Origin of the sequence: Desulfohalobium retbaense DSM 5692 (assembly GCF_000024325.1) — a bacterium.
GTDB classification, from domain to species: Bacteria; Desulfobacterota; Desulfovibrionia; order Desulfovibrionales; family Desulfohalobiaceae; genus Desulfohalobium; species Desulfohalobium retbaense.
In genome coordinates, this window is record NC_013223.1 from 1,980,001 (window position 1) to 2,003,493 (window position 23,493).

The 23,493-nt window shown below is 59.3% G+C and carries 19 protein-coding genes and 4 tRNA genes (1 of these 23 only partly in view); 6 read left to right on the plus strand and 17 right to left on the minus strand.

Going from position 1 to position 23,493, the window contains the following annotated elements:
* The 9 genes from asnS to ftsH all read right to left on the minus strand — a co-directional run.
* Positions 1 to 374: the 5' end (the start) of an asparagine--tRNA ligase gene (gene asnS, locus DRET_RS08590; protein ID WP_015752146.1), read on the minus strand. 1,018 nt of this gene lie to the left of the window's left edge; the window shows 374 of its 1,392 coding nt (coding positions 1-374); its start codon is at positions 372 to 374; its stop codon lies beyond the left edge, outside the window.
* Positions 375 to 488: 114 nt separating this feature from the next.
* Positions 489 to 2,825, minus strand: a complete 2,337-nt coding sequence (priA, locus tag DRET_RS08595; protein WP_015752147.1) for a replication restart helicase PriA — start codon at positions 2,823 to 2,825, stop codon at positions 489 to 491.
* Positions 2,825 to 3,589: a LolA-like protein gene (locus DRET_RS08600; RefSeq protein ID WP_015752148.1), complete on the minus strand. Its 765-nt coding sequence runs from the start codon at positions 3,587 to 3,589 to the stop codon at positions 2,825 to 2,827. Before DRET_RS08600 ends, priA begins: the two co-directional genes overlap by 1 nt.
* Entirely contained in the window at positions 3,589 to 4,455 is an 867-nt protein-coding gene (gene galU / locus DRET_RS08605; protein WP_015752149.1) for a UTP--glucose-1-phosphate uridylyltransferase GalU, read from the minus strand. Before galU ends, DRET_RS08600 begins: the two co-directional genes overlap by 1 nt.
* Before the next feature lie 467 nt (positions 4,456 to 4,922).
* Positions 4,923 to 6,275 carry a phosphoglucosamine mutase gene (gene glmM / locus DRET_RS08615; RefSeq protein WP_015752150.1) on the minus strand — a complete coding sequence of 451 codons (1,353 nt, stop codon included), beginning with the start codon at positions 6,273 to 6,275 and terminating at the stop codon, positions 4,923 to 4,925.
* The gene (locus tag DRET_RS08620; protein ID WP_015752151.1) at positions 6,272 to 7,234 is read right to left on the minus strand and encodes a CdaR family protein; all 963 of its coding nucleotides are present in this window, start codon (positions 7,232 to 7,234) and stop codon (positions 6,272 to 6,274) included. Before DRET_RS08620 ends, glmM begins: the two co-directional genes overlap by 4 nt.
* Positions 7,235 to 7,318: 84 nt before the next feature.
* Positions 7,319 to 8,077 carry a diadenylate cyclase CdaA gene (gene cdaA, locus DRET_RS08625; RefSeq protein ID WP_015752152.1) on the minus strand — a complete coding sequence of 253 codons (759 nt, stop codon included), beginning with the start codon at positions 8,075 to 8,077 and terminating at the stop codon, positions 7,319 to 7,321.
* Between the two features lie 241 nt (positions 8,078 to 8,318).
* Positions 8,319 to 9,188, minus strand: a complete 870-nt coding sequence (folP, locus tag DRET_RS08630; protein ID WP_015752153.1) for a dihydropteroate synthase — start codon at positions 9,186 to 9,188, stop codon at positions 8,319 to 8,321.
* Positions 9,185 to 11,095 (minus strand): ATP-dependent zinc metalloprotease FtsH, encoded by a 1,911-nt coding sequence (gene ftsH / locus DRET_RS08635; protein ID WP_015752154.1) that lies wholly within the window; start codon positions 11,093 to 11,095, stop codon positions 9,185 to 9,187. The genes folP and ftsH overlap by 4 nt, the downstream gene beginning before the upstream one ends.
* 177 nt (positions 11,096 to 11,272) lie before the next feature.
* Here ftsH and DRET_RS08640 point away from each other — a divergent pair.
* Positions 11,273 to 11,366 (plus strand) — tRNA-Sec (locus DRET_RS08640).
* On the opposite strand, the gene argH is transcribed toward DRET_RS08640, so the two are convergent.
* From argH to dksA, 8 genes are all read right to left on the minus strand, one after another.
* Complete coding sequence (argH, locus tag DRET_RS13420; protein WP_015752155.1) at positions 11,351 to 12,763, minus strand: argininosuccinate lyase; 1,413 nt, start codon at positions 12,761 to 12,763, stop codon at positions 11,351 to 11,353. The two genes, DRET_RS08640 and argH, sit on opposite strands and share 16 nt — an antisense overlap.
* Before the next feature lie 89 nt (positions 12,764 to 12,852).
* Positions 12,853 to 14,076: an argininosuccinate synthase gene (locus DRET_RS08650; RefSeq protein ID WP_015752156.1), complete on the minus strand. Its 1,224-nt coding sequence runs from the start codon at positions 14,074 to 14,076 to the stop codon at positions 12,853 to 12,855.
* Between the two features lie 253 nt (positions 14,077 to 14,329).
* Positions 14,330 to 15,244 carry an ornithine carbamoyltransferase gene (gene argF, locus DRET_RS08655; protein ID WP_015752158.1) on the minus strand — a complete coding sequence of 305 codons (915 nt, stop codon included), beginning with the start codon at positions 15,242 to 15,244 and terminating at the stop codon, positions 14,330 to 14,332.
* Positions 15,245 to 15,352: 108 nt separating this feature from the next.
* Complete coding sequence (gene ybeY / locus DRET_RS08660; protein ID WP_015752159.1) at positions 15,353 to 15,787, minus strand: rRNA maturation RNase YbeY; 435 nt, start codon at positions 15,785 to 15,787, stop codon at positions 15,353 to 15,355.
* The gene (locus DRET_RS08665; RefSeq protein ID WP_015752160.1) at positions 15,784 to 16,764 is read right to left on the minus strand and encodes a PhoH family protein; all 981 of its coding nucleotides are present in this window, start codon (positions 16,762 to 16,764) and stop codon (positions 15,784 to 15,786) included. The genes ybeY and DRET_RS08665 overlap by 4 nt, the downstream gene beginning before the upstream one ends.
* Positions 16,765 to 17,056: 292 nt before the next feature.
* Complete coding sequence (gene moaA, locus DRET_RS08670; RefSeq protein ID WP_015752161.1) at positions 17,057 to 18,046, minus strand: GTP 3',8-cyclase MoaA; 990 nt, start codon at positions 18,044 to 18,046, stop codon at positions 17,057 to 17,059.
* 105 nt (positions 18,047 to 18,151) lie between these two features.
* Positions 18,152 to 19,708: an NFACT RNA binding domain-containing protein gene (locus tag DRET_RS13050; protein WP_015752162.1), complete on the minus strand. Its 1,557-nt coding sequence runs from the start codon at positions 19,706 to 19,708 to the stop codon at positions 18,152 to 18,154.
* A 113-nt stretch (positions 19,709 to 19,821) separates the two neighbouring features.
* Positions 19,822 to 20,184 carry an RNA polymerase-binding protein DksA gene (dksA, locus tag DRET_RS08680; RefSeq protein ID WP_015752163.1) on the minus strand — a complete coding sequence of 121 codons (363 nt, stop codon included), beginning with the start codon at positions 20,182 to 20,184 and terminating at the stop codon, positions 19,822 to 19,824.
* Between the two features lie 397 nt (positions 20,185 to 20,581).
* On the opposite strand from dksA, the gene DRET_RS08690 reads away from it, so the two are divergent.
* The 5 genes from DRET_RS08690 (at position 20,582) to DRET_RS08710 (ending at position 23,345) form a co-directional block, all read left to right on the plus strand.
* Positions 20,582 to 20,656: transfer RNA gene (locus DRET_RS08690), tRNA-Gly, on the plus strand.
* Positions 20,657 to 20,663: 7 nt separating this feature from the next.
* Positions 20,664 to 20,738 (plus strand) — tRNA-Cys (locus tag DRET_RS08695).
* A 9-nt stretch (positions 20,739 to 20,747) separates the two neighbouring features.
* A tRNA-Gly gene (locus DRET_RS08700) sits at positions 20,748 to 20,822 on the plus strand.
* Positions 20,823 to 20,896: 74 nt separating this feature from the next.
* Positions 20,897 to 21,637 carry a class I SAM-dependent methyltransferase gene (locus DRET_RS08705; protein ID WP_015752164.1) on the plus strand — a complete coding sequence of 247 codons (741 nt, stop codon included), beginning with the start codon at positions 20,897 to 20,899 and terminating at the stop codon, positions 21,635 to 21,637.
* Positions 21,627 to 23,345 (plus strand): YcaO-like family protein, encoded by a 1,719-nt coding sequence (locus DRET_RS08710; protein ID WP_015752165.1) that lies wholly within the window; start codon positions 21,627 to 21,629, stop codon positions 23,343 to 23,345. Before DRET_RS08705 ends, DRET_RS08710 begins: the two co-directional genes overlap by 11 nt.
* Positions 23,346 to 23,493: the final 148 nt, after the last annotated feature.

A 23,493-nucleotide genomic window follows, 5' to 3' on the forward strand; every position in this document is an offset into this window, starting at 1 on the left:
GGGCGCAACTGGGCGATGGTCCGCAGGAACTCGTCGGAATGGCGTTTCTTTTGCAAAGGGTATCCTTCTGGGTCCGCTGCGCCGATCAGGGCAATTTCAGTGGCCTGGACCTCCCATTTCTGCCCCTTGCCGGGTGATTCGACCAGTTTGCCCCGGAGACGGACGGAAGCCCCGGTGTTGATGCCTTCCAACTCCGAATAACTCGGGACATCGCTGTCCACGATGACCTGGATATTTTTCAGGCACGAGCCATCATTGACCTCCAAAAAGGTGAATTGCTTCGAATCCCTTTTGGTACGCACCCAGCCCATAATCTGGATATCGTCCACCGGGGCGGTGGAGCGCAAGGCCTGCACCACACGAGTTCGCTCCATTTTCTCCTCCACTTCCTGCCGTTATACCATTGCATTTCCCGGCGCAGGGCGCGCCGCTGCCATCTTGCCACCGTCTCCGCCCGCTTCTGGACGTGGGTCTGGGCGCAGACACAATCACATCATGTGCACTGGATCAAGATCGAGTTGTATTCGAAGTTGCCGGACGCGAAAAAAGCGGTGCCGCACCTGCTGATACACCGTGCGCATCTCCTGCCAGGATTCCCCTTTGAGCAGGCAATGGTACCGTAGCCGCCCCCGCAATTGTCCCAAAGGGGCCGGAGCAGGACCGAGTACGCGTAATCCAGCGGCCTTGCCGGCCTGCCTGAGAAATCGCCCTACTTCCCTAATCGTTTCCGCCCCTTGCTCCCATTCAGTCGGGAGGCTGAAACGCACCAAGGCCAACTTGGTATACGGCGGATAGGACAGCCGCTGCCGCAGTGCGGCTTCACGCTCGAAAAACCCTTCATAATCGCCGCGCCGGACAAATTCCCAACAATAATGCTCCGGATCCCGGGTCTGAATCAGGACATGGCCTGGTTTGTCCCCCCGCCCCGCACGGCCGGCAACCTGGACGAGCATCTGAAACGTCCTCTCCGCTGCCCGGTAATCGGGCAGATTGAGCCCCAGATCGCCGTCCACGACCACCGCCAGGGTTACCCCGGGAAAATGGTGGCCCTTGCTCAGCATCTGGGTCCCAACGAGCACCTGCGACTCCCCGCGGCTGAATGCGGCCAGGATCTCCTCCAGCCGCCCTTGCCGCCGGGTGCTGTCGCGATCGAGACGATCTACCCGCACCCCGGCCGGCAACGAGGTCGACAAGTATTCCTCAATGAGTTCGGTCCCCTCGCCAATGGGGACGAACTGGCTGGCGCGACATTTCGGACATACAAAAGGAAACTCTTTGTGCTGACCGCAATAATGACAGACAAGCCGCTGGCGCCGCTTGTGGTAGGTCAACCCCACCTCACAATCCGGACACCGGGCCACTTCGCCGCAACCGGTGCAGTAAACCAAAGGGGCATAGCCGCGCCGGTTGTGCATGATAATTGCCTGTTCGCCGCGCTCAAGGACCTCCTGCAAACGCTGGTGGACCGAGGCCGCAAAAGGACCGGCAACCGGTGGCTCCTCACGCAGATCAACGAGATCGATCTCCGGCAGCTGGCTGGCACCGACCCGCTCCTGGAGGGTCACCTTGGGCAGCCGCTCTTCCCGAGCTGCGGAAAAAGTCTTCAGATCCGGTGTGGCAGAGCCGAGGACCAGGAACCCCTGACTCTGTCGCACCCGGAAAAAGGCGAGTTCCTTGGCCTGATAGACCAAGCGCTCATCCTGTTTAAACGACTCGGCATGTTCTTCGTCCAGGACCACAAGGCCGGTGTCACGCAGGGGCAAAAACAGGGCGGAACGGGTTCCGACGACTACACACGGCTCATCGCGCCCGGCAAGTTCGGTAAAGACCTTTTCCCGCTGTTTGGGGGACTGGTAGCCGTGGTAGAGATACACCCTCTCACCAGGGAGGAAATGGCGCACTGCCGCCAGGGTCTGCCGGGCCAGGGCCACCTCTGGGACCAGCAAGAGGACACTGCGCCCGCCCGCCAGCCACTCCCGGGCGAGATGGGCATAGACAACGGTCTTGCCGCTGCCGGTCACTCCGTGGACCAGGGCCGCCTGGTGCTGGGTCGCGGCATGGCGCAATCCCTCCAGGGCTCGGCTCTGCTCCGCACTCAGGACCAGATCTTCCAGCCCTGAGGCGACCGAGCACGAGTCTGGCTCGCATTCCTCCGGAGCAGCGACCTCCACCAACGCCTTATCGCACAAGGTGTCAAGGACCGGGCCGGCCCAATTACCAAGCTCGTGCCGCAGCCTGCCCCTGTTCACACTCCCTTTGTCCCACAGGTAATCGAGCACAGCGATCTGGCGCTTTGCTTGCGGGCGGACCTGCCAGGGGGGATCCTGTTTTACAAAACACTGCAGACTGTCGCGGTGTTCGCTGTCGTGCAACACCCACTCGGCTTGGCCCTCGCTCCAGAGTTCGGCCCAGCGCTTGCGTTCCGTCTCTGAGAGCCGGCGCAGGGCGTCAAGCGAAAGTCGCTCTCGTTTGTTCCCTGCAGCCACAAGCGCTCCCTTGGCGCTACGGAGTCCGGCAGGCAAAGCGGCGGCCAGGATTGCTCCCGAGTCCTGCACGACACGTTTGGCCATCTCCTCGATCATCTCCAGATAATCCCGGGAGAGCAAAGGAGCGCGTTCCAGCGGCCAGAAAAGGGGCTTGAGTTTATCGGGATCAAGGGAGGACGAGGCGGGACGGAGCAAAACGCCAGGGCGCAGCGCACGCCCGACAGGGACCCACACCCGGAGCCCGGGCTGCCACAGGGAGTGGGGGAAGCCCTCGGGAAGCGTGTAGGTCAACGTCGTAAAGGGAGCCCCAAGCAGGGCGACATCCCATAAGGTTTCCATCAGCGCGCTACGAGCGGGAGGACACCGCGCAACCACTGCAAGAGATAGGAAGGCTGAGAGGGGAAAGAGGCCGTGCCGTATTCGGCCTGGAGCCGTGAGGCATTGAATAGCCGCGGCGGCAGCTGGGTATTGACGCCCTGCCATTGCAAGGAAAACCGGCAATGCTGCCCCGAGCCGTCATCGACAACAATCTTGTGGGGCAACAAGAAATTGCCGACATTACGGTAGCGGGCGAAACGCGCGCTGCCCCCATTGCCCCAGGCAAGTCTGAGCGGTAGCCAGCGCTCGAAATCGATCCAGATCTCAGTGCGGCGACCTTGGCCGGCGGAGGCATCGCCCAGGACCAGACAGGGGCGTTGCCCAATAAAGGCGTACCGTTTGTGCCCGGTGTCGATCCCGAGTTCCTTCCACCATGACCGCAGATTTGTCCGATGCAAGAGCACTAATAATGGAGCCGGGAGGGTGCGTTCCCGGGGCAGCGTCCCATAGAGCCGGGCCCCGTCACCCACATCAACCCGCTGCAGGGTGGCGGTACCGTTTGTTTCGCGGACCCATTCCCGGCGCCACCGTCCCGAATCGGACCAGAAATTGATGCTCTGTCCCACAGCCATTGTGCCGTTTGCCGCCAACTGGACCTGATAAGAATCCAACGACCCGAAATTGGTCTGGACCCGATCGGCCACTTCCGGGGTTGTCGGAAAAAAGGCCGGGCTGGCCCCGGCCCAGAGGACAAAGCACACAGACAAGAAAACCCGCTTGAGCATCACGAGGGCAGCAGCTCCTTTAGACGTTCAGCAAGATCGTCGCGCAACTCAGGGTCCCGGAGCCCGAAATAGATATTCGCCGTCAGATAATCGACCCAATCCCCGATATCAAACCGTTCGCCGCGCAGGCGGACAGCCAGGAGACGGTTGTTCCGGGCCATGGCCTGCAAGGCATCGGTGAGTTGGATTTCCCCGCCGTGTCCAGGCTGGAGGCCTTCAAGATGATCGAAAATTTCAGGAGTCAGCACATACCGCCCCACAACAGCCAACCGGGAAACCGCCGACTCGCGGCTGGGCTTTTCCTGCAGGTCCCGGACACGGTACATCCCCGGGGCAAATTCCTCGCCCTGGATGATCCCGTAGCTGGGGACCTTGTCCGCAGGCACCTGGACGACCCCGACGACCGCCATGTGCTCGGCCTTGGCAACCTCAATAAGTTGCTTGATCCCGGGTTCGGCGTCGAAGAGCAGATCATCGCCAACCAGGACCGCAAAGGGGGAATCTTTGACCACCTTCCGGGCGCAGAGGACGGCGTGCCCAAGTCCGAGTTGGGATTTCTGGCGCACGGAGGTGATGTTGACCATTTCGGCCACTTCGCGGATCTGTTCCAGCATATCCAGTTTCCCGGTCCGCTGGAGAACCGATTCCAGGGCGAGATTGTAGTCGAAATGGTCTTCAATGATCGTTTTATTCTGATTGTTGACGAAAACCACATCGGTCAGCCCGGCCATCATGGCCTCTTCGACAACATACTGCACCGCCGGTTTTTTATACACCGGCAACATTTCCTTGGGCAGATTTTTGGTCGCAGGAAGAGAACGTGTCCCCCATCCGGCTACTGGAACAACTACTTTGTCGACTTGCATCGTGCGGACTCCTTTCAACTGGACAGGCCAACGCCGTGAACGCGCGCTGGACATGCGAAGGTCGTGATTGCTGCAGGAAGGGTATTGGCATGCACTATGCGCATGCCAATACAGGGGTGTCAATACGACATTTTCGTGTCGACGAAGGCTTTTCAGCCTCTTCACTGACGGTTGAAAAATTCCTTAGACCGCAGGTCGTTCAAAAATCCCAAGGGACGCCGCAAAAACGGTCAAGATCGCAGTATGCGCTTTCGAATATAACATACTGAAAAAGTACAGCTTTTCTGTCATTGGAAAATTTTCATCAGCCTGGGAAGCGTCGCGGCGATCCCTGGCGTCCTGACTCAGAGCCAGAAAAAGCACAGCGACAGCAGGCCCCAGACAAGTCCCGAGTAGCCGTTTTTTCCCGGCCGATCAAACACGCGCCGGAAAAAAGCACTCCCCGGCCGCACGTGCAGCTCGGTCAATCAACGCAGATGGACCCGAAGCGTTTCGGCGAGATCACCGGCCAAGGAAGCGACCAGTTCCCCGTCTTCGCCCTCGACCATGACCCGGGCCACAGCCTCTGTTCCCGAGTAGCGCAACAAGACGCGCCCGCGATCACCCAACCGTTTTTCGGCCTCGGTGACCCCCTTTTGCACGGCCGGGACCTCGTCAAACGGCACTTTGCGTTCGACATGGACATTGATCAATTCCTGAGGAAACGGTTGGAGCAAGCCAGCCAGTTCTGAAATGGGACGGTCCTGTTCGCGCATGATCCGCAAAAGTTGCAGGGCGGCCAAAACACCATCACCGGTCGTGCTGTGACGCAAAAAGATAAGATGGCCGGACTGTTCTCCACCGAGAATGGTGCCGTGGTGTCGCATGGCCTCGACCACATTGCGATCGCCCACCGGCGTGCGCACCAACCTGCCACCGCATTCCTGCATAAAGACCTCGAGGGCCATATTGCTCATGACCGTGGCCACCAGGGTATTGCCTGGCAGATCGCCTTTGTTCAAAAAATCCCGAGCACAAACAGCCATGATCTGGTCGCCGTCCAGAATCCGCCCCTTTTCATCGACTACGATCAAGCGATCGGCGTCTCCGTCCAGGGCGAGCCCGATGTCCGCCCCGGTCTCGACCACTTTCTGGGCCGTGACCTCGGGATACAGGGAACCGCATTGACGGTTGATATTCAACCCGTCGGGCTCATTGCCGACCTTGACGACCTTGGCCCCCAATTCCTCGAGTACCAGTGGCGCCACCCGGTAGGAGGCCCCGTTGGCGCAGTCGAGCACGACCTTCATCCCGTCCAGGGTCATTTGGGGGGGAAAGGAATTTTTCAGCGCGACAATATAGCGTCCCGGACTGTCCTGGATCTTATAGGCCCGTCCGATCTGTTCCGAATCCGGGATCTCCCAGTTTGTGGAGGGATCGAGGACCAGAGAGCTGATCTCCTTTTCCACACTGTCGGCCAGTTTGTACCCGTCGCTGTCAAAAAACTTGATCCCGTTATCCATAAACGGGTTGTGCGAAGCGGAGATGACCACGCCGAGATCGGCACGCATATTCTTGGTCAGAAAAGAGATAGCCGGTGTGGGCATGGGGCCGACCAGAAAAACGTCCATGCCCGCGGCGCAAAATCCCGAGGTCAAGGCGCTTTCAAAGACATACCCCGACAACCTCGTGTCCTTCCCGATGACCACCCGGTGCCGTTTGGCCCCGTTGCGGAAATACTGTCCTGCGGCAAGCCCCAGACGCAGGACGATCTCCGGTTGCATCGGATAGATATTGACCTGGCCGCGCAGGCCGTCGGTTCCGAAAAGCTCCTGACTCATCGCGAGTTCTCCTGTTGCATCGGCGTTGTCTGTTCTGCGGTGGCATTGGCGGGGGCATCAATGACCACCCGCAATTGATCGGGTTTGATGCCCAGAATCCGGGTATCCGGCGGGAGATCGACTTCATAGGCGCGTTGATAGACGCCAGGACCGAGTTCGTCCAGCGGCACGGTCACGGTGATCCGCTCGCGCCAATTCTCCTGATCTAAAAGGGTCAGCGGCAATTCGAGATGGAGGCGGACCGCTTCGGGCGCGACACTGGCCTGCGAAACCGGACCTCCCAAAAGCTCCACCGGTCGCTTGACCCACAAGGTGGTGGTCTTGGGCGCGAATTCGAGTTCGGCCTGGACGGTGGCCGGGCGCACTTCAATCTCTGCAGAGACGTCAAGGCCAACCGTGCCTTGCCATTGCCGCGGCTGATTCCCCTTAACGGTGACCGGCTTGGTGAAGACGTGGTCCAGAGGAGCGACCAGGGTACTCGGTCCTTCTAGCTCCACGCGGTCCGGCACCGTCCGCGCATTGAGAAATTGAAAAGCGGGATCCAGATCGGCCTCCCAATTGACCTTGACCGGGACCTCTTTGCTCATCAGCCGGTCAACCACGATCTCGACCCGCGACGGCCGAATTTCCATGACCCGCAAGGCTTGGCTGATGGGGACGTTCGCCGGCTGCAGGGCCAGGGTCTGCCGCCCCTGCTGCAGTGTCCCCATATCCATGGTATAGGCCAGATCCTTGGTATTCAAAGCACGGACCAGACTTTTCGGCCCGCGCACCCGGACTTCGAGCCGATTGACCATCCCTTCGCGGATGACAAGCTCCTCAGGCAGATTCACCAATTCGATGGGCATTTCGACCCATGTCTCAACCCGTTCACGCCCGGAAATGAGGTACCAAGTAAACAAGGCCAGCAAAAGGGCCAGAAGTTGATACTGCCAATTCTTATGTATTTTCATCGCCATAGAATACGCTCTCGAACCCAGGCTCCAGGACTGGCTGCTGAAAAGCAGCCGCACCCGCAACCCGTTCACAAAATCTCAAGGGCCTTAGCGCCGCAATGTCGAGGCCAACACCCGCTTCAGACGGACCTCGTCCAAAGCGGTTGTCAATTTTCCGCCGAGGGCCACAGAAACGCTGCCCCGTTCCTCGGAGACGATGATAGCTACGGCATCGCTTTCCTCAGTGATGCCCATAGCCGCCCGGTGTCGCGTTCCCCAGTCGGATTTATGCTCTACCCCGGCCGCCAGAGGCAAAATGCAGGCCGCAGCGGTGATGGTCTGACCCCGAATGAGCACCGCCCCGTCATGCAGCGGGGTTTCGGGACGGAAAATGGTCAACAGCAGGTCCCGGCTGAAGACCGCATTCAGGGTCACCCCTCGCGCAATGACTTCTCCCAGCTGTTGTTGGCGTTCAATGACCACCAGAGCGCCCACGCGCCGCCGGGCCATCTCCATCATGGCCAGAACAAGTTCGTCCAGGATCTCCGGGGGTTTGCTCCGTCGGCGCCATAAGCCGGCCGTGCCCATTTCAGCCAAGGCCTTACGAATGTCCTGCTGAAACAAGATGATGACCACCAGAAAGATCGACCCCAGGAAATTGGCCAGCAGCCAATGCAGGGTATACAGCCCGAATTCCCCGGCCAAGTAATAGATCAAAAGGACGAGCAAGAGCCCGAAAATGACCGAAACCGCTCGCGTGCCCCGGACCAGGAGAATAAGCCTGTAGAGCACGAAGGCCACGAGGCTGATATCCAGCAGGTCCCGCCAGTGCAGCGCCGGGAGTTCGAAAGGAAGATTCTCTAGCATACCCTTGCCCGCTTTATCCGAACAGGCCGTTGCTAATCTCCCAATGGCAGCAGAGCTGCAATCCGTTCAAACTCTTGCGTACGAATAGGTACGCCACGACCTTGAACTTTTGTCGCCGTCACTTGGGATTTTTGCATAACCTGCGGTCTATGGAATTTTGCAACAATCAGCAAAGGAAGGCAGGGCCCGTTGCCATCCAACGCCCAAAAGCTTTGCCTGTTGCCACCATCCTTGTCCCGCTTCAGGGGGCTGTTGGTGTGATCGCCTGCATGAGTTGCAAGCTTTGCCTGCTTCGCCCGGCGTCGTGGACACGGTGCAGCGTCACACCTCGGGCCGCCAGCAGGGCAGTCGCGACCTGGGTGGCCCATTCCCGCTCGGCTCCTTCCAACCCCAGGAGTTTGCTCCACAGGGATTTGTTCGACAGCCCCATGAGCACGGGGCGCCCGAGGGTTTGAAGCCGCTCGACATGCCGCAATAACGCCAGGTTGTGCTCCAGGGTCTTGCCGAATCCGATGCCTGGGTCCAGAACAATATGCTCCTCCGGCAACCCCTGACCCGTCAGCCACTGCATCCGGTCCACGAAAAAGGCCATCACTTCGTCAACAACGTCACCGTATCGAGGCGCGTCTTGCATATCGCTGGGTCGTCCCTGGCTGTGCATCAGGACATAGCCCGGACGGCACGAGGTGAGCACCGGGAGCAATGCGGGATCGTAGCGGCACCCTGAGACATCGTTCACGATACAAGCCCCGGCCTGCAGCGCCGCCTCGGCCGTGGCTCCCTTGTAGGTGTCTACGGAGATGAGGGCCTCTGGACTCCGCTCCAGAACCTCTCCTATCACCGGCACCACCCGCTCGATCTCCTCAGCCGCCCCGACCGGCTCGGCGTAAGGCCGGGTCGATTCTCCGCCAATGTCCAGAATATCCGCGCCGGCATCCAGGATATGCACTGCTTGGGCCACGGCCGTGTCCGGCCGGTCGTAGCGGCCGCCGTCATAAAAGGAATCCGGCGTGGCATTCAAAATGCCCAATATGCAAAAAGGGGCAGGGTGCACCACCCTGCCCCCAGCCACCCGCCAGATCGGCGTCGTGCTCCCGGGTGACTCGTTCATTCGTCGTCCTCTTCTTCGAGGGTGAAATCCTCCGCAGCAAAATCCTCAGTCTCTTGCTGAGTGTCGGCCGAGGCCGATGGGCCCTGGCCCTTTTCCTGCTCTACCTCCACCGGAGGGAGAGTTTCCCCACGCATGATGGTGGCGATATCATTCCCGGTCAAGGTCTCACGCTCCAACAAGGCTTCGGCAAGGGCTTCAAGGGTCTCGCCATTTTCCTTGAGCAGCCGCCGCGCCTTTTCATAGGCATCGCTGATGATCCGCTTGATCTCGCTATCGATGAGCCGGGCGGTATCCTCGCTGTAATGTTTATGCTGGACCAACTCCCGGCCGAGAAAAACCTGATCGCCGTTGTCATTGAGGCCCAGCGGGCCGATAGCCTCGCTCATGCCCCATTCGCAGACCATCTTCCGGGCCATCTTTGTCGCCCGTTCGAGGTCGTTGCCGGCTCCGGTGGTGATCTGATCCAGGACCAATTCTTCGGCCACACGCCCGCCGAGAAGCACCGCCAAGGAATTTTCCAAAAAGACGCGGGAATAGTTGTGGCGGTCGTCTTCAGGAAGCTGCATGGTCACGCCCAGGGCGCGTCCCCGGGGGATGATGGACACCTTGTGCACCGGATCGGTTCCCGGCAACAACCGGGCCACCAACGCGTGACCGGCTTCGTGGTAGGCCGTGGTCTTCTTTTCTTCTTCACTCAAAATCACGCTACGCCGTTCCTTGCCCATCAGGACTTTATCCTTGGCGTCTTCGAAATCGTTCATGTCCACCTGGTCTTTGTTCACCTTGGCCGCCGCCAGAGCGGCTTCGTTGACCAGGTTTTCCAGATCGGCACCGGAAAAGCCAGGCGTACCGCGCGCGATGACCCCCATATCCACGTCTCCGGCAAGGGGAGTGTGGCGGGCATGGACTTCCAGGATCGATTTACGGCCCTTGAGGTCCGGATTGGGGACCATCACCTGGCGATCGAAGCGCCCGGGACGAAGCAGAGCCGGGTCCAGGACATCTGGGCGGTTGGTGGCAGCGATGAGGATGACACCTTCGTTGGACTCGAAACCGTCCATTTCCACCAGCAACTGATTCAGGGTCTGCTCCCGTTCGTCGTGCCCGCCGCCAAGGCCAGCGCCGCGCTGACGTCCGACCGCGTCGATTTCATCAATAAAGATCAGACATGGGGCGTTTTTCTTGCCTTGGACAAAAAGGTCCCGCACCCGCGACGCACCGACACCGACGAACATTTCCACAAAATCGGAACCGGAGATGGAGAAAAAGGGCACCCCAGCTTCCCCGGCCACGGCGCGGGACAAAAGGGTCTTTCCAGTACCGGGCCCGCCAACGAGCAGAACGCCCTTGGGAATCCGCCCCCCGAGTCGGGTAAATTTCTTGGGATTGCTGAGAAATTCTACAATTTCAGTCAGCTCCTCCTTGGCCTCATCCACGCCGGCCACATCGGTGAAAGTGACCTTTGTCGATTCCTGGGTCACCATCTTGGCCTTGGACTTGCCAAATGACATAGCCTTTCCGCCACCGCCCTGCATCTGGCGCATAAAAAAGATCCAGACCCCGATCAGCAGCAGCATTGGAAACCAGGAGACGAAAATGGTCATATACCATGGCGCCTCGTCCCGTGGCTGGGCTTTGACCTCGACGCTGTTCTCCAAAAGGGTGTTTACGAAATTCGGGTCGTCCGGCGCGTAGCTGACGAATCGCTGGTCGTTGGTCATCACCCCGGTCACTTTCTGCCCCTGGATGGTCACGCCGACCACCCGTCCCTGACGGACCTCGGTCAGCAATTGGCTGTAGGACAATTGCTGCTGTGGCGCCTGGGGCTGGTTGAAGAGGTTGAAGAGCACGACCATGACCAGTGAGATCGTTGCCCACAAAAAAAGGTTCTTATAAAAATTGTTCAAAACGAATTCCTCCGTAATGGGGTCGGGCGTTGCGTGCCGGGGGCATGGGAAAAGTCTCCCGGCAAAGCAGCAAAATAACGCAGCCGTCTAGCACAGTCCCAGCCACCTGTCTATGCGCGGCGCTGAAAAGGCCTTGTCAAAGAAGGCCTGGATTGTTAAAGAAATTCGGACGTGGTGGGAAGCGTTTCGTCACCGGTGTGGCGCCTGGACTTCAAATCCAGTGGGCGGCTGCCAAGTCGCCGGTAGGTTCGACTCCTATACGCTTCCGCCATTCCCCCCTTTCGGGACCATCTCCAGCCAACGCGACAAAGTAGCGATCTGGTGCTCGACTGATCCCGCTCCCGTTCCTCCCGGCGTCTGCCGCCTGTTCACCGCTGCCGCATAATCGAGAACCGCATAGATATCCTCGTCGACGAGTGGCGAAAATTCCCGGAACTGGGCCAGGGAAAGATCCTCCAGTCCGCATTGGGCACGCTCTGCCGCGGCCACTGCTTGGCCGGTGATATGGTGCGCCTGGCGAAACGGAAGGCCCTTGCCCACCAGATAGTCCGCAAATTCCGTGGCATTGAGGAAGCCGGCTCTGGTGGCGCGGCGCATGGGCTCCGGGAGAAATTCCAGTTCGGGGACCATGCGGGCCATGATTTCCAGAGAAAGGCCCACAGTGCGGTCCGCCTCCAGAAACGGGGCCTTGTCCTCCTGCAGATCCCGATTGTACGTCAAGGGCAACCCCTTCAAGGTCGTCAGCAAGCCCATCAAGGCGCCATAGACATGGCCGGTCTTGCCGCGCATGATCTCCGCGACGTCCGGATTTTTCTTCTGGGGCATGATCGACGAGCCGGTGGCAAAGGCGTCGGGCAGACGGACAAAACCGAAGCCCGGATTGGCCCAGAGCACGATCTCTTCACACAACCGGCTCAAATGCATGGCGATACAGCTGGCTCCAAAAAGGGGTTCGAGCACAAAATCCCGGTCGGCCACCGCGTCCATGCTGTTGGCGAACACGGTCTCGAATCCGAGTTCATCGGCCACAGCCTGAGGATCGAGGGGATACGTGGTGCCGGCCAGGGCGGCTGCACCCAGCGGGGAGACCCGGATCCGTTTCTGGGCGTCGTTGAGCCGCTCCCAGTCCCGTTGAAACATGGTCGCATACGCAAGCAGATGCTGGGCCAGCGAGACCGGCTGCGCAGGCTGCAAGTGCGTGTAGCCGGGAAGAATGGTTTGCACATGCTGCCGGGCCTGCTCCACCAGGGCCTGAATCACTCCGCACAGATGGCCCTGCCAGGCCGTGACCCGTTCAGAGACCAAAAGCCGGAATCCCAGGGCGACCTGGTCGTTGCGACTGCGCCCGGTGTGCAATTTCTGGCCGGTTTCGCCGACGATGTCGGTGAGCCGTTTTTCGACATTCATGTGCACGTCTTCAAGGTCGTCGCGCCACTCGAAACTCCCCTGGAGGATCTCATCAGCGACTTGATCCAGACCATTGCGCAGGGTCTGGGCCTCTTCCCGGGTGAGAATGCCCTGGGCCGCCAGCATGGCGGCATGGGCTTTGGACCCCGCAATATCCTGCACGGCAAAATGCTTATCGGTCTCCACGGACGCCGTATACTGCTCCACCAGGCTGTCGGTCCTGGCTTCAAAGCGCCCGCCCCACAATTTCTGTTCGCTCATGGCTCTTCCTTCCGCAATCCGGGGAGTAAATCCCTCCCCTCGGCACCAGAATTCTGCCGGACCCGGCCGTGCCGGTCCGGCCGCAGTGATCAGCTTTTGCCCTGTCCCTTGGCGGCCACACCCTGGGCGGCCCGAAGGCGCAATCCCTGCAGACGGATAAACCCGGCCGCGTCGGCTTGGTCGTAAACCTCGTCGCTTTCGAAGGTGGCCAGATCAGGGTTATACAGTGAAACAGGAGACTTGCGTCCGATCGGATAGACACCGCCTTTATAGAGCTTCAGCCGCACCGTACCGGTCACATTACCTTGGGTGGCATCGACCATGGCTTGCAAAGCGGTACGCTCCGGAGCGTACCAGAACCCGTTGTAGACCATCTTGGCATACTCGGGGATAAGACTGTCGCGTTGGTGCATCGCTTCGCGATCCAGACAGATCCCTTCCAGGTCCCGGTGGGCGAGATGCAGTATCGTCCCTCCCGGGGTCTCGTAAACACCGCGGGATTTCATACCAATAAAACGGTTTTCCACCATATCGACACGACCGATGCCGTGTTTGCCGCCAAGATGGTTCAAGCGGCGCAACAATGCCGCTGGCGACAACGTTTCCCCATTGACCGCCACCGGATTGCCCGCCTCAAAATCTATGCTGATAATTTCCGGTGTGTCAGGAGCCTGCTCCACCGGAACCGCCAACAGATAACTGTGTGGACCGGGCTCCTGCCAGGGATCTTCCAGTTCGCCGCCCTCAAAGCTCAGGTGCAACAGATTGCGGTCACTGCTGTACGGCTTTTCCTTGGTCACCGGAACCGGAATATCGTTGGCTTCAGCGAAGTTCACCAGATCACTGCGCGAACGCAGGTCCCACTCGCGCCACGGGGCAATGGTCTCCAATTCCGGGGCCAGGGCCATGGCGTTGAGTTCGAACCGGATCTGGTCGTTGCCCTTGCCTGTCGCGCCGTGGGCCAGAGCCTGAGCGCCCTCCTGCTGGGCGATCTCCACCATCCGCTTGGCAATGAGCGGCCGGGCAAGGGATGTCCCCAGAAGATACCGTCCTTCATAGACGGCATTGGCGCGCAGGGCAGGAAAGACGAAATCCCTGACGAATTCTTCCTGTAAATCCTCGACGTAGGCCTTGCTCGCCCCGGTGTTCAGGGCCTTTTCTTCCAGACCGTCGAGTTCTTCCTCCTGCCCGAGATCCGCCGTCAAGGTAATGACCTCGCAACCGTATGTCTTCTTGATCCATTTCAAAATGATGGAGGTATCCAGGCCGCCGGAATAGGCCAGGACAACTTTTGCTATCTGCTCGTGTTTCACAGTCTGACTCCGCTGCTCGCTCTGTGTCCTACAAATTGTCTCCTGGCCCCGCGGGAAGAGGAGACCCGTCCAGGTTCTAGCTGACTGTTGAAAAATTCTTTCTATTGCAGGTCGTTCAAAAATCCCAAGGGACGGCGACACAAATGCAAGGTCGCAGCCTGCGTATCCGTACGGACGAGTTTGAATCTCTTACAGCTTCGCTGCCATGGGGAGATTTCAACGGCCTGCTCGGCTTGCATCCCGAACCTGGGGCTCACCCCCGCTCTGGGGTGGAAAAAACCCATTCCAGAATCGCCTTTTGCATGTGCAACCGGTTCTCGGCCTGATCCCAAACAATGCTTGCCGGCCCTTCCATGACCGCCTCACTGATCTCTTCGCCGCGGTGCGCCGGCAGACAATGCATGACTTTAACGCCGGGGTTGGCCAGCCGCAACAGTTCCTCGTCCACGAGATAGCCAGCAAAGGCCCTGGCCCGCTCTTCGGCTTCGGCTTCATCGCCCATTGAGGCCCAGACATCGGTATTGACGTAATCGGCTCCGGTCACAGCCTCCCGGGGATCCTGAGACAATGAGATCCGCGCCCCTGCTGCCCGGGCCTGCTCGAGCAGGCCCGCATCCGGTTCATACCCGGCGGGCACGGCCATCTGGAGGTGAAAGCCGACCTGAGCGGCCGCATTGATCCAGGAGTGGGCCATATTGTTCCCGTCTCCGATCCAGGCCACGACCTGGTCTTTCAGGGCCGGGGTGCGTTCGTACATAGTCAACAGATCGCTCATGACCTGACAGGGGTGGTAGGAATCGGTTAGAGCGTTGACAACCGGGATTGCGCCATACTCCACCAATTCCTCGAGTTTCTCTTGCCCGAAGGTCCGGACAACAAGCCCGTGGACATAGCGGGAAAAGACCCGGGCCGAATCCTTGAGTGGCTCGCTGCGCCCCAATTGGGATTCCATCGGGGTCATGAAAATTGTCGAGCCCCCCAATTCACGTACCGCCATCTCAAACGAAAGGCGGGTTCGCGTCGAGGCCTTTTCAAAGACCAGAAGGATCGTCTTTCCGGCCAGGAGATGGCTCTGGGCCCGAACAGCCTTGAGCTGCTGGGCCCGCTGGATAAGCGGAAGCATCTCCTGTTGGGGAATATCAAGGATACGCAGAAAATGTCGGGACATAGAGATTCCTTTTGGGTTGCCGGGTAACCAAGCCCTCAAGGCTTATAAGCACTGCTCACGGTTTGTAAAGCGCCTGACGGACAACGGGATACGCCCCGCCTCGACGGGTCAAGATATGCAGGGGATGCCGGCCTGCTCTACAGCCGTTTCCGTGGCCGCGTCCATAGCCGGGCCGTGGTCCAGGCCATAAAGATGCAACAGCCCGTGCGCCACCAGCCGGACCCAATGCTCCAGAGGATCCTGGGCGTACAACCAGGCTTCGCGCGCCACCGCCTGGGCATTGAGCACCAGACTGCCGCCGCCGTATTCGTTGGGAAAACTCAAGACATTGGTCGGTCCCACACAGCCGAGGTAGCGGGCATTAAGACCGGCGATGCCGAAATCGGTCGTAATACGAATATCCAGCGATGCGGTGCTCAGCCCCAAAATATTGCCAATCTGCACGGCCAGCGCCGCCACCTCGTGGCGGCCGATCGGGACAACCCCATACGCGGCTGCCTGGGCATCGATCTGGACGGCAACGCCACTTCCTGCAGCACTCATGTGGATTGATCCGAATCGGTCTGCAACTCACGATTGTAGCGGTCGTAGGCCTGGACAATGCGGCCGACTAGGCTGTGGCGAATGACATCCTCGTCCCCGAAGTGGACCACGCCGATTCCCTGCACGCCTTGCAGAATCTTCAGGGCCTGGATCAATCCCGACTGGGTCCGAGCCGGGAGGTCGATCTGGGTCACGTCGCCCGTGACCACCGCCTTGGACCCGAATCCCATTCGGGTTAAAAACATTTTCATCTGTTCCGGAGTCGTATTCTGGGCCTCGTCGAGGATGACCACGGCGTCATTGAGGGTCCGTCCGCGCATAAAGGCCAGAGGAGCGACCTCGATGACGCCTCCCTCGAGCATCTCTCGGACCTTCCGAAAGTCGAGCATATCGTGCAGGGCGTCGTAGAGAGGGCGCAGGTAGGGATTGACCTTTTCCATCATATCGCCGGGCAAGAAGCCGAGCTTTTCACCGGCCTCGACCGCGGGGCGGGTGAGGATCAACCGTTTGACCTTGCGCTGGAGCAAAAAGGAGACAGCCATGGCCACGGCCAGGTAGGTCTTTCCAGTGCCGGCCGGTCCGATCCCGAAGGTCAGATCATTGGTCCGCAGCGCCTGCAAATACTCTCGCTGGCCCAGGGTCTTGGGGCTGATGGTCTTTTTCGGGGACACGGCAAAGACTTCGTCACGAAACAGCCCGCTTAAATCGGCCTGGGGATCTTTTTCCAGGGCCCGCAAGGCGTATTCCATCTCCTGGACCACCCAGGTATAGCCGGAGCGGTAGAGTTCGTATAATTGGACCAGAGCACTCGCAGCCCAGGCCACAGCCTCTTCTGTCCCCCGGACAAGCACCTCGGTGCCCCGGACGTTGACCTCCGCACCGGTGCGTTCGCGCACGAGCTTGAGATTGCGTTCCTGGGCCCCGAACAATTCCCGGGCAATATCGGCATCATGAAAGGTGATGCGCTGTTCAGCCATTACGTCTCCAATGCAGTAGTACGGAATCCCTTAAAATTTCGAGCACAATCCATTTGCCGGGATTGTGCCTGCACTCTGCCCTCGCTCCAGGCCCCCAAGACAACAAACCTGGTGCCCGGCATTGCCTGACAAGGCGGCTTCTCCACCGCGCTTGGCCCCACGCTCGCTTGCGGGCTGGGAAACAGACTTCCAGAATCGATTCACGAAGCCACTGGTGTCGCTTCCCCCCATCCAAACAGGGAAGCACATGGATCACGGTCACTTCGCCGCAGAGCTCGCTTCAAAACAGGCCTCAGCCCCCAATAGCCGACATGCCCCGCTGACAGACCGCGTTGTCTTTTTTGGCCTGCAACAATTCATAGCCCAAGGGTTTATGGGCATTCGCCGCCACGAGTACCCGCCGCAGATGTTCGATCCCAAGCTTGGGATGGCGCAAATGGGGCCGGAGCCGGTACTCCTTGTCTGAAAATAGACAGGTTCGCAACCGCCCGTCCGGTGTCACCCGGAGCCGATTGCATTGCGCGCAAAAATGGTCGGACAACGGAGAGATGACCCCCAACCGGCCCCGGCCCCGGACCAGGTTATACATCCGGGCCGGTCCCTTGTTCCGGTCCTGTGCTTTGACCGGCTCGAGGGGGGTAATATTCTTGGCGGCGGCCACCAACTCTTCGGCCGACCAGTATTGCTGCTCTTCCCAGGAAGTGCTCGCGCCGATGGGCATGAATTCGATGAAGCGGACGTCTACCGGATGCTCCAGGGCAAAGGCGATAAACCCCTCCAATTCATCGGCGGTGAACGACCGCAGGGCTACGGCATTGAGCTTGACTCGCAGACCGGCTTCCAGACAGGCGTGGATCCCGTCCCAGACGCGGCTGAACATGTCCCGCCCGGTAATCTCGGCATACCGTTGCGGATCCAAGGTATCCAAAGACACATTGACGTAGCGCATGCCCATACGTTGCAAGCGCTCAGCGTGGGTCGTGAGATAGGTCCCATTGGTGGTCACCCGAAAATCGGTCTGGGGAAAGCGCTCGGCGGCCTGCTCCAGAAATTCTATAAAATCCCGGCGGACAAAGGGCTCTCCTCCGGTCAGGCGCACCTTGGAAACCCCCATGGAATCCACGGCCGCGATCAGACGGAGCATCTCCTCGTAGCGCAGGATCTTGTGGTGGGGGATGAACTGCAGCCCCTCTTTGTTGCGACAATAAAAACACCGCAGATTGCAGCGATCGGTCACACTCAACCGGAGATAACTCACACTCCTGCCGTAATCATCTGTCATGGGCCCCACAATTTCCCCCTTTCATCAAGGCGGTCAGAACATTTCAGGCGCCAACCAGCCCTGGTTGCCAACGGCTGGATTCGCGCCTCCCGTCCAGTCGGCTGTCTACTTCGCAAACGAACTGGTTCCCGCACCCGGAACATCAAGCCGCAATTGTTGTTCCAAAGCGGCGTCCACGGTCACGAGAAGGGTCTGTTGGACCACATCCACCCGAACCTGGCCTGGCGCCGCCCCTTTGACAGGACGCACATTGCGCACCAGCGCCACCATCACTTCCGCCTTGTCCGCCTGACTGGCGTGACTGGCCAGGGCGGCCAGACATGCGGCCTCATCCAGGCTCCGTTGCGGAACCTCCTGCCCTTGGTGGTCGCGGACCAAAATCACATGCGCCCCGGGCCCGCCCTGAGTGTGCAGCCAGAGGTCGAAGGGGCGGGCCGCCTTGGTGAGCAGAGCGTGATTGGCCTTCTTGTTCTTGCCGCGCAATACAAGAAAGCCATCGGAACTGCGAAAGGCGTGCGCAGCTACTCCTTGAAAACGGGACGGAATTCGCGGCACTGAGCGCTTCACGGTTGTTGTGGAAGGTTGTTTGTCGTCCCGATCCTGCTGGTCCATTTCCCCCGAGCGGTGGAGCAAAGCGGCATATTCCTGCTCCAGCATCTCTTTACGCTGGCGCACATGCGGAATCCCCCGCCGGCCTTTGCGACTTTTCGTAAACAGCCGTTGCATATTCTCTTGCACGTTCAAGGCCGGGTCAAGTGCGAGGCGTCGCCACGTGCCGTTCTCGTCATACCCCTCGACATGGTCGAGCTTGGCATCTTTATCCACCCGGTGGAGATTGATCTGCAGAAAACGGGCATCCTCAGCCAGAGCGATCATTTCCTGCAAACGGTGTTCGTCTTCATGGACATGGCGCAATTGCCGCTCGAGCTTTTTCCGTGCCCGCTTATGTTCTCGATTTCCCTGCCGCTGGGCCCCAAGGCGGCTGTGAAGTGCTGCCTCGCCTTCCAATCGGGCCGCTTCAACAGCGGAATCGGCCTCGACTTCCCGCACCGAGGTACGCAGCGGCTCCGGCAAACGCCAGGGCAACGCCACAGCACGGCCGTCAGGATAATAATAACAATAGAATCGGTCAGGAACTCCCGTCGCCAAGCGATCCAATACCGCGGCGGCCTCGTCCGGAGACAGGGAATTGAGGGTCGAGCGTAACGGAGGGGATAGCTGAGGAAAATGGCGCCAGCTCTGAGAATCCATGGCGTGTTCCACGGAATCTGGCCACGCAGGAGAGGCTCCGAACCCGTCGGGCAAGGCTTCGAGACACGTGGGCCCCGCGCAGACGTCCCACATAAGCCAATACCCATCAGGCACCACCCACCACGCAACGCGGCGGTGGGGCCAGTCAAGAACATAGGAGTCCAACCGCCGTCCACGTAGCCGTTTGCGCAGCCACTGGGCGCCCCCAGAGGGCGTCTCCGGATTGGGCGGTCGAGTTGGACTCCAGAACAATGTGCCGATTTTCTTGTCCACCACCGCCAAGACATGACTGTGCGAGGCGAACTTGATCGTCCAAAGCGTGGCAGAGGGGATATAGACCTTGTCTACCCGCTGTCCCTGCACCTTCTGATGGAGTTCGGGCACAAGATAGCGGAAGAAATTGGCTTCCATGCCTGAACGTCCTTATCTGACTGTTGAAAAAACCGCATCGCGCCCCGCTCCCACACCCCGAGCAACGACACAAAAAGCTCAACATTGCAAGGGCGTTAGAGCACGTCGGACTACTACGGCTTAAGCAGTTGCTCTTCCTCTTCCTGCTTGCTTTTGCACTCGATACACAACGTGGTCACCGGCCGGGCCTTGAGACGGGAAATGCTGATATCTTCGCCGCACTCCTCGCAGATACCAAATGTCCCGTCCTCAATACGCCCCAAAGCTTCCCGGATTTTTTTGATCAACTTGCGGTCCCGGTCCCGGAGACGGAGCGTGAAGGCCTGATCCGATTCGTGCGACGCGCGGTCGGCCGGGTCAGCGTAGACCGCGTTCTGGTTGGACATGTCCTCCAGAGTATGTTCGCCTTTTTTCTGGATTTCTTCCAATTCCTGGGTCAGGTATTCGCGAAAAAAATCAAGATCTTTTTGTTCCATGGAAAATTCCTCCTTCTCCTCCTATCCTGAAATTACCGATTGAGAAGGAGAGATTCCTACCGTATCTGGACATAAAAAGTAAAGAAGCAAGTCGAGTACAGGCTGTTGCCGACCCAAGTTTCTGAATTGGCGAGCCTGAGGGCGAACCTCCCGCCTGCCCCAACGTTTTTTCATGCCGGTACACTCTCACCATTGTCCAGAAACAGTTGGAGCTCAGTTGCGCTTAGGGACTCTGCCCGGTAGCAGGACATAAATGCCCTCCAGGCCCTTTTTCTCCTGTCGATCCGGGGCACTTTGCTTCTCCCCTTTACAGCCGAGACCTCGCTTTTTTTATCCAACCCCGCACTCACTGCTTGACACCGCATTGGCTTTTGCCTAAAAGATTCCTTCGTCGCGAGCGGGAATAACTCAGCGGTAGAGTGCAACCTTGCCAAGGTTGAAGTCGCGGGTTCAAATCCCGTTTCCCGCTCCATCGACAAGGCGGCATAGCCAAGTGGTAAGGCAGCGGTCTGCAAAACCGCCATTCTCCGGTTCAAATCCGGATGCCGCCTCCATATTTGTTCGCGGGAGTAACTCAGTGGTAGAGTGCAACCTTGCCAAGGTTGAAGTCGCGGGTTCAAATCCCGTCTCCCGCTCCATCTGATTATTCAAGGCCAGCCGTTTCGGTTTGGCCTTTTTTTTGTTGTATCCACCTTGTCGGGAGGGAATCGGTTTGTCAGAGCTGCCATTTGACCTCAGGGCCCCACTGTCCGAACTCTTGGACCAGGCCCAGTCCAAATACAACGTGTGTTTCGAACCGCTTGTCATTGGCGAACAGCGTGTTGAAATCCTCCAAATCGCGGATATGGAAAACTATATCGAGCGATTGGCTGCGCAAACGAGCAAAGATCTGGAGCTGCCCTTTTGGGCCAAGATATGGCCCACCTCCCTCTTGCTCGCCTATTTTGTCCAAAAACTCCCCGGACGGCAAAATGCTCCCCGCCTGCTTGAAATCGGAGCCGGGGTCGGCGTCTGCGGCCTCGTGGCCGCGCGTTGCGGTTTCTCGGTCACCATCAGCGACCTCGACCCTGACGCCCTGCTCTTCAGCCAGATCAACATTTTGCAGAACGGTTTGCAGGACAGGGCCGAAGTGGCCCAAGCCGACTTCAGCACTGACAGATTGCCCCGAACCTACGACTTCATTCTGGGCTCCGAAGTCCTGTACCACGCTTCCGCCTATACCGGCCTGGTGGAGTTTCTGCAGAACCACCTCGCTCAAAGGCCACATGCCGCCACGCTTTTAGCCCAGGGCTATGCCCGCGGAGCCCAGGGGTTTTTCGAGTTGGCCCAAAACGCATTCCAGGTTCAGCAGACCATTCTCGGCTATAAAGAAGGGGCGGACAAAGAAGACGAAAAGCACATGAGTGTCATATACAAACTCACCCGCAAAGGAGCGGCTTCCGATGCTGCTTAAGAACTGCTTCAAGGGATCCACCACCGATCTGGACAAGGTCTGCTCGCCGCAGGAAACCGTCGCCCGCGTCGGAGAAGTGCTCGAGCGCTACGGCGGCGTGTTGTCCGAAAATAAACGAATCGACACCGGTCGTCTGGGAATACCGGTCTACATGAGTTGCTGTGGCCCCAAGGCCCTTGATCTGTTGCCGGGGCGCAAGCAAATGGGCAAAGGGGCTTCCCCGGAACAGGCTCAGGCTTCGGCCCTCATGGAACTCACGGAACGCTTCAGTTTTTTCGCTTTCTGGCAAGACGGCCACTCCTGCGAGACATGCACCTGGACCGAGGCCAAGGCCCGCTACGGCGATGCCCTGATCCCAATAGAACACATTCTGGATTCGGTCGGGGACGACCTCGATCCGGATCTGGCTGAAAATCTGCTTGATCTGCTCGCCTGGCGGTTCGCCAAGGTCTGGGACCTGGCCCTGGAACGCGAGGTGTACGCCCCTGTGGATTGGTTCAGGCTGCTTAATGAGTATAATGGGTCCTGCGCGGGCAACACCAATGAAGAAGCCATCCTCCAGGGCTTGTGCGAAGTCATCGAACGGCATGTCTGCGCCCGGATCGATGACCGGACGCCCGAGTTGCCGACGATCGATCCGGACTCGTGTACCGACCCCACCTTGCGGGCCTTGCTTGATACCTTTGAGGCCAACGGCATCCGGGTCTGGCTCAAGGATTTCTCGTATGGCCTGCCCGCCCCGACAGTGGGAGCCCTGGCCTACGACCCCCAGACTTTTCCCGAGTCCAGCGAAATCGTCTTCACCGCTGGGACCGCTTCGAGCCCGGACAAAGCAGCCATCCGGGCCCTGACTGAAGTCGCCCAACTCGCCGGTGACTTCCAGACCAGCAGCAATTACGAGGCCTCCGGGCTCAGCAAATACACCAGCCTGGACGAATGCGCCTGGCTGACCTGGGGCAGAGCCTGTTCCCTGAACTCGCTACCGGACATCACCGACGAAAACATCGCTCATGAAATACGGACCCTGGCCCGCTCTCTGGACCGACAGGGACTGCGCGCCTACGCTGCGGATATGACCCACCCCGACCTTACTATTCCAGCCTTTTACACCTTTATCACCGGCTGCGACTTCCGTGAACGGACCCGGCACCCCAGCCTCGGCCTGTTTGTCGGGCGGCGGCTGGCGGAAGACACCCCGGTGGAAGAGGCCCGGCCCGGTTTGCAGATTCTGGAAGCCCTGCAGCCCGAAGCCCCCTATGTTCCCTTTTTCCAGGGCCTGCTCGCCCTGCGCGAAGACGCCCCCGGACAGGCCATGACCTGCTTCGCCGCTACGGCTGGTCTCCAGCCGGGCCGGGAGGAGCGGGCCCTGGTCGACTTCTATCTTGGCTACAGCGCCTCCCTAATAAACGACTGGGAAACGACCGCCACCGCTCTCGACCGCTCCCTGGCAGCCAGTCGTTCCCATGCCGCCTTCAACCTTCGGGGGGTGGCCGCATTCAAACAAGCGCAATACGCCGAGGCGCGGAAGCATTTTGAACAGGCCCTTGCCGAGGACAGCGGCTCGGCTATGGATATAGCCAATGTGGGGATGTGCGCTTTGAAATTGGGAGACAGGCAAGAGGCCATTACATGGCTTCAAACCGCCCTCGAGCTCGATCCCGGCATCGAATTCGCCCGGGAAACCTTGGCAGGCCTGCTCAATACTTGAAGATTCGGCTGAGAACCCATTGAAAGTTCAGGCATTGACAAAGGACTTCCGTCAACTTAGTAGTTCAATAACGAAGCTAAGTCCGAACACGGTCCCTTGTCAGCCCTGGGCTCTCTCCAGGGCTTTGACACACATGCAGGGCAATGCT